This window comes from Vibrio sp. 10N.222.46.A1, from assembly GCF_041473595.1.
GTDB classification, from domain to species: domain Bacteria; phylum Pseudomonadota; class Gammaproteobacteria; order Enterobacterales; family Vibrionaceae; genus Vibrio; species Vibrio tasmaniensis_A.
This window is the reverse complement of sequence record NZ_JBFRSN010000158.1, coordinates 1-6,506: the sequence shown is the minus strand read 5'-3', so window position 1 is coordinate 6,506 and position 6,506 is coordinate 1. Positions and strand designations below refer to the sequence as shown.

Here is a 6,506-nt window from a genome sequence, read left to right as displayed (position 1 = left end):
ATGTTATAGCGGGTAAACTCATCGATATTACCGATGACATTATTGGTTTGAACACCAAATCCCGAGATTTTCATTAACGAATCAAGTTGCCCTCCAAGAAACGCTAGAAACGAAAAAGGGAAGCATCCGCTTCCCTTAAATTCAAGTTGTTGAGTTATACCTCAACGTCCGCTTCCGTACGTCTTTTCTTAAATTCCCTATACAGTAATAAGCTCAAAGTCATGACGACTTTAGACGTTAACCATATCATTCAGAGGAACTACCTTAGATTGTGCATGAAAAGTTACGTTAGTAGTTGAGCATATTTTGTTAAAAAACATGCTGTATCAAATACTAGCAAACGTTTTCGCCAAGGTCATTCGAAACAAACCGTACAGCTGCATTAATTACAAAATCTGACGCATTCGCTCTTGAGTTACTTCAACTAAGAGGTCTGGTTGGAATTTAGAAATAAAGCGATTACACCCTACTTTCTCAACCATGGCTTCATTGAAACTACCACTTAATGAAGTATTTAGCGTAATAAACAAGTCATGCATTCGAGGATCAGTTCGAACTTCATGAGTCAGTTTGTAGCCATCCATTTCTGGCATTTCAGCATCGGTGATCATCAATAGTATTTCTTGATTGATGTCTTTGCCTTCATCACACCACTTCTTAAGTAAAGTCAGTGCTTCTAAGCCGTCACAACATTCGATAATGTTCAAACCAAGTTGCGACAAGGTGCCTTTGATCTGGTTGCGTGCTGTTGAAGAATCATCCACGATAAGTACATTACGGCCAACCATTTCATTCGCTAACTGCTGATCTAGAACACCGTCAGAAATCGACACATCGTAGTCGATGATCTCCGCTAACACCTTTTCAACATCGATGATCTCAACGATTTTGTGCTGCTCTTCTTCTTGGATATGCGTGATAGCAGTTAAATAGTTTGCTCGACCCGTAGTCTTTGGTGGCGGTTGGATTTCTGTCCATGTCGTATTCACGATATTACGAACTTGTCCAACCAAGAAGCCTTGTACGGTTCGGTTGTATTCGGTAATGATCAAGTTGTTTTCTTGAGTCTCATCACGTGATGGTGGGAAACCAATCGCACTGCGTAAGTCAATCACAGGTACAGATTCACCACGTAAAGAAGCAACACCCGTAATATGATGGTGAGAGCCTGGCAAGCGAGTGAGTACAGGCACTTTTAAGACTTCTTTCACTTTAAATACGTTAATCGCAAATAGTTGGCGACTATTTAAGCTAAATAACAAGAGTTCCAGACGGTTTTCACCGACGAGTTTAGTTCTCTGATCAACAGAATTTAAAACGCCAGACATACAACACCTTAGTGACAAATAATAACTGTGGCTACAATAGCCTAATTCGATAGGTTAAAGCAAAGCGCAAATACACAGATGCTTAAACTAAGTACAACAAATGCTGTTATACATAGTTTAAGTGCATGGAAAGGGTTAAAGGAAGGCTAAAAACGATAAAAAAAGGGTTAGCCTTCAATCACTTTCATTAACAATTGGCCATCATATAAAGCTTGTTTAACAAGCGCAGCACCTGGCATGGTGGCTTGTTTATAGAATCGAGATTCCACCAGTTCTAAATCTTGATGGTAAACCGATAAACTCTGCTCTTCGATACACTTTTGAATCGCAGGATACAACACGCTTTTAGCCTGATTGATAACACCACCTATCAAGATTTTCTCAGGATTGAAAAGGTTGATCACAATCGCTATCGCGGCACCTAAGTAACGACCTAACTGTTCAATCACTTCAACAGCCAGTGGATCACCATCAGCAGCAGCAGCGCAGATCTGTTCAATTTTGACATCTTCAAACGCCGTTAGTGATGATGCCTCGCCATTAGCCAATCTTTCTTTGACTTGCTCACGGAGAGCCTGTGAACTCGCAACCGTTTCTAAACAGCCATGATTACCACAATGACAAAGCTTGCCTTGTTTATCGATCTGAATATGACCTAGCTCACCGATGTTACCGTGGCGACCTTGCAATACTCGGCCGTCGAGAATGATCCCTGCACCTACACCGTGGTGAATCGAGATCAAAACGGAATTATCGTTATCTTGAGAGTGACCAAACAGCTTCTCTGCTAATGCCCACGCTCGGGTATCATTGGCAATAAAGACAGGTAGACCTGTTTCTTTGTAGATCTCAGGACCCAACGCTAAGTTTTTAACGTTGTAGTGTGGCATCTGCAACACAATTCCCTGCTCAGAATTCACAAGCCCAGGTAGCGTAACCGCAATACTTGTTACCCTATCGAGTTGCTCGGCATAAGTTTGAAAAAACTCATCAATTTCATGCAGAAGACGCGCAAGTACATCGTCTTGGTCACGTTCATGAATATCAATCTTAGTATCGATAAGTACATCGCCGCCCAATTCATGAAGCGCGATAGTGAGATACCCACGACCAAGACGCATCGACAGAAACTGCCAACCTTCGTTATTGGTTTGCAGACCGACAGCAGGACGCCCACGAGTCGTGGCTTCTTGAACCGTCGTTTCGTGAATAAGGTGAGCTTCAATGAGTTCACGGGTAATTTTAGTAATACTCGCCGGGGCCAACTCACTTTGCTTGGACAGATCGATACGAGAAATAGGACCTTTAAGGTCAATTAGTTTATATACACGACCAGCATTGACCTGTTTGATATGATCAATATGGCCCGGTTGAGCCATGTACATTTTACGCTCCAGAAATCATCAACGCGGTAATTTTTTTACTTTGCGAAGTAATTGTGAAGTCACTTGGTATATCGCCGTGACCCGTATCACGTATATACATGAATCTTTGTGTATCTAGTCAAATAGTTCGAGAAAAATTAGTACCTACATCGATAAATTGAGACTTAATTTTCTTAATGAAACATCGTTATTGAGTCCTGAATACAATAATTGGATACAAATAAAGAAATATCCTCCTAGCTCCCAATAAATAATCAATTAATGCATATACTTAATTAAGTCTTTTAAAAGATTACTTGGCCTCACTCTAGGAGTATTCATGACAGCCGAATTAAGAAAAACGAAAATCGTCACAACGCTAGGCCCTTCTACTGATAAAGGTAACGTGCTTGAAGAGATCATCAAAGCCGGCGCCAATATCGTCCGTATGAACTTCTCTCACGGCACTAGCGACGACCATATACAACGTGCAGAAAATGTCCGAGCAATAGCCAAAAAACTTGGTACTCAGATCGCTATTCTCGGTGACTTACAAGGTCCCAAGATTCGAGTGTCAACATTCAAAGATGGCAAAATCCAACTTGCCGTTGGTGACCAATTTACTCTCGACAGTAGCCTTGGTTTAGGCGAAGGCAACCAACAAGCGGTCGGCCTTGATTATAAAGAATTACCTAACGACGTTTCAGCTAACGACATCCTGCTGCTAGACGATGGTCGTGTACAGCTAAAAGTAACCGAAGTGGAAGGTTGTCGCGTTCATACCGAAGTCATCATTGGCGGCCCTCTCTCGAATAATAAAGGCATAAACAAGAAAGGCGGCGGCCTGTCCGCAGAAGCGCTGACAGAAAAAGACAAGCGCGACATCGTCACCGCCGCACAAATCAAAGTGGATTACCTTGCGGTGTCTTTCCCACGCAACGGCGAAGACATGCACTACGCTCGTCAACTCGCACGAGAAGCAGGTTTAGAAGCTCACCTTGTAGCAAAAGTAGAGCGAGCAGAGACGGTAGCCACTGTTGAGAACATGGATGACATCATAATGGCCTCAGATGTGGTCATGGTAGCTCGTGGTGACCTCGGAGTCGAAATTGGCGACCCTGAATTGGTCGGAGTACAAAAACAGCTTATACGTCGTGCTAGAGCGCTTAACCGAACGGTGATCACCGCAACTCAAATGATGGAATCGATGATTTCAGCGCCAATGCCAACCCGTGCCGAAGTCATGGACGTTGCCAATGCGGTACTTGATGGAACAGATGCGGTCATGCTTTCAGGTGAAACAGCTGCAGGTGATTACCCGGTCGAAACCGTAAAATCGATGGCTGAAGTGTGTATTGGTGCTGAGAAAATGGCGGGGATTAACAACCAATCCAATTACCGAATTGACCGCACGTTTGTGACCGCCGAAGAAACCGTTTCGATGGCGACTATCTACTCGGCAAACCATATGGAAGGCATTAAAGGCGTAGTCACTCTCACTGAATCAGGCCGTACTGCACTGATGATGTCTCGTCTAAGTGCAGATATGCCTATCTACGCACTATCTCGTAACGAAGGAACACTTAATCGCTGCACCTTGTACCGAGGTGTAACACCTATCTACTTCGAGACAGAAGCCAAAGACAGTTTTGACATTGCCCTATCTACGCTCACCTGCCTAAAAGAGCAAGAGCATCTTAAGTTTGGCGATCTCGTTATCGTCACTCAAGGCGACATTATGGATGTGGCGGGATCAACCAACTGTATGAGAATCTTGCCTGTCACCTAATGTTTGCCCGTAAGGCGAAACGATTTGCCTAATCTCATGACAAAAAAGGGTTATCGAACCAAGTTCAATAACCCTTTTCATTTCAGAGCACGACTCACTAACGATCAGTTTAAACAGCACGATCAGCTCACAGCATGCTAACTCATCAACTTCAAATATTATTAATCAACCTCAAGCATTACTTCTCAGCAGCAATGGTTGCCAACTGTGGCATGTGTGAACTGCGGGCATTTTTCGTAGAGGTATAAGTTTCAACAAATCGGTAACCGGCTTCTAAACCCAATTCATAATCGTGCAGTAAATCTTCTTTATTACTCATTAATGAATTGGATTTCAGCGGCTTACTCGGGGCAATTTGCACGACAAAAGCATCGTCTGGTGGGGAGTTCAAAAAATCCTGAGTCAATGAGTAAGTTTGGTAATGCACCATCAGCATATCTGCTAAGCCGGAATCAAACTTATCACCAATTAAATGACTTAATCTATAGATGTCATCCGCCCCGAATAACCATCGACCACCATTCAGTAAATCCAAATGTGATCTGTCGCGCTTCTGTTCTTTTGAGCTGAGAATTTGTTGTTGAAAGAACGAGCTCCAATCGGTTTTCCACTGTTCCACTTTTTGTTGCCAATGACCTTGAACACTGTCAAAAGATTCGCGGAACCATTCCAGTTCTTCGGCTGATATCGGTTTGGGTGTTTCTAATCGCGTACTGTTAGCTTGAACCTCTTCCTCTAACGCTGGCTCAGTTCGGATCACAACAATGGAACGGGCTTGTCTACGCCACGCTTCTTGAACCGGGATGCAAGCTGATACACCACCATCCACATAAGCATTGTCGCCAATAAAGATTTCATCATTGTATAAGCGAGGGATCGCACAGGTTGCAATCATCACTTTGTACCAATCTTCACCCAATACTGGGAAGTAGTGATCTCGTAAGTCTTTAGAATCCGTGACGGCTGCATAGAAATGGCGCTCGCCTAGCGTTTGTCGTCCTAAATCCAAATCAAGCTTATATGGGTAAGCCATGATTTGTTCTAAGGCCCATTCTAATCCAAGGTTCTTTCTGTGTCGTATATAAGAAAAGAGATTGAAGAATTCAGGTGATGTTGTGAGGTCGAGAAGGAAAGAACGGCCAAGGCCTTTATCGCGGCACAGATAAGCACACAAATTAAGAGCACCTGCAGAGGTACCAAAAAACTCGTCGAAGGGATCAAAATTTGAAAGAAGAAAGGCATCCAGCACTCCAGAAGTAAAAATACTTCTCTGTCCACCACCTTGGGCGACCAGTGCTGTTTTTCCAGCAATAAACTTAGCGTAATAATCTAAGTCTATTGCTGTATCAATATTGGTTATAATCCCACTATTCATTATTCCCTGAGTATAAAAACCCAGCCTCGCAATAAATGGTATTAACTACCAATTGCAATAAAGCCAAATGAGAGAATGATTGCGTAGATGACAACCGTTATTTGTAGGGCATTTTTCAGATTATGGTCCATAGACACCTCTGTCTTATTATTAATTTGTCGAGTCTCTATTTAAGTACTATCAGGTGTGTGAAGTATCTTCAAGAATCGTCGAAATTAGTCGCACAATATTGATGTAACCATCACAATTAGTAAGTGTATGGATAAGGATATACTCATGAATAACAAAGCAAATATAATGGCACTGATTACGCTTCTCTCCGTTTCGAGCGTATATGCCTCGCCGGAGATCATCATTACTCCGATGGTGGGCTATACAGGCGGTGGCAGTGTCGAAGACCAGGACGGTAAAACCTATGATATGAAAGGGTCTGAAAACTACACCTTTTCGATTGAAACGCCATTTGAAAAAGGACGCATCGGCTTTTTCTATTCTAATCAAAGCTCTGAATTAGAAACACTCAACCTAAGCTCCTCCATCCAATACCTGCACTTTCAAAGTAGCATTTACTACCCAGCTTCTTCTGTGTTGTCTGGTTATTTGGGATTAGGCCTTGGTGCTTCTTACGTCGATGTAGACTGGGCAAAAGA

Annotated in this window: 5 protein-coding genes and 1 pseudogene; 2 read left to right on the top strand and 4 right to left on the bottom strand. The window is 42.8% G+C overall.

Annotated elements, in window-relative coordinates:
- Nucleotides 1–386: 386 nt before the first annotated feature.
- Nucleotides 387–1,328: a chemotaxis protein CheV gene (locus AB4496_RS05590; protein WP_009848992.1), complete on the bottom strand. Its 942-nt coding sequence runs from the start codon at nt 1,326–1,328 to the stop codon at nt 387–389.
- Between the two features lie 167 nt (nt 1,329–1,495).
- Nucleotides 1,496–2,713, bottom strand: coding sequence for an ROK family protein (locus AB4496_RS05585; RefSeq protein ID WP_009848991.1), 1,218 nt, complete (start codon nt 2,711–2,713; stop codon nt 1,496–1,498).
- A gap of 319 nt (nt 2,714–3,032) precedes the next feature.
- Here AB4496_RS05585 and pyk point away from each other — a divergent pair, with 319 nt between their 5' ends.
- Nucleotides 3,033–4,481 carry a pyruvate kinase gene (pyk, locus tag AB4496_RS05580; protein ID WP_009848990.1) on the top strand — a complete coding sequence of 483 codons (1,449 nt, stop codon included), beginning with the start codon at nt 3,033–3,035 and terminating at the stop codon, nt 4,479–4,481.
- Between the two features lie 178 nt (nt 4,482–4,659).
- Here pyk and AB4496_RS05575 read toward each other — a convergent pair whose 3' ends face one another.
- Both AB4496_RS05575 and AB4496_RS05570 read right to left on the bottom strand, forming a co-directional pair.
- Entirely contained in the window at nt 4,660–5,856 is a 1,197-nt protein-coding gene (locus AB4496_RS05575) for a patatin family protein (RefSeq protein WP_009848989.1), read from the bottom strand.
- A 41-nt stretch (nt 5,857–5,897) separates the two neighbouring features.
- Nucleotides 5,898–5,987 carry a YnhF family membrane protein gene (locus AB4496_RS05570; RefSeq protein WP_102248935.1) on the bottom strand — a complete coding sequence of 30 codons (90 nt, stop codon included), beginning with the start codon at nt 5,985–5,987 and terminating at the stop codon, nt 5,898–5,900.
- Nucleotides 5,988–6,132: 145 nt separating this feature from the next.
- Here AB4496_RS05570 and AB4496_RS05565 point away from each other — a divergent pair.
- A pseudogene (locus tag AB4496_RS05565) lies at nt 6,133–6,506 on the top strand (porin family protein); the annotation flags it as partial.

What these genes read in the sequence shown, in the direction of transcription:
- AB4496_RS05590 (WP_009848992.1), bottom strand. Translation starts at nt 1,328, where the DNA reads ATGTCTGGCGTTTTAAATTCTGTTGATCAGAGAACTAAACTCGTCGGT.
- AB4496_RS05585 (WP_009848991.1), bottom strand. Translation starts at nt 2,713, where the DNA reads ATGTACATGGCTCAACCGGGCCATATTGATCATATCAAACAGGTCAAT.
- pyk (WP_009848990.1), top strand. Translation starts at nt 3,033, where the DNA reads ATGACAGCCGAATTAAGAAAAACGAAAATCGTCACAACGCTAGGCCCT.
- AB4496_RS05575 (WP_009848989.1), bottom strand. Translation starts at nt 5,856, where the DNA reads ATGAATAGTGGGATTATAACCAATATTGATACAGCAATAGACTTAGAT.
- AB4496_RS05570 (WP_102248935.1), bottom strand. Translation starts at nt 5,987, where the DNA reads ATGGACCATAATCTGAAAAATGCCCTACAAATAACGGTTGTCATCTAC.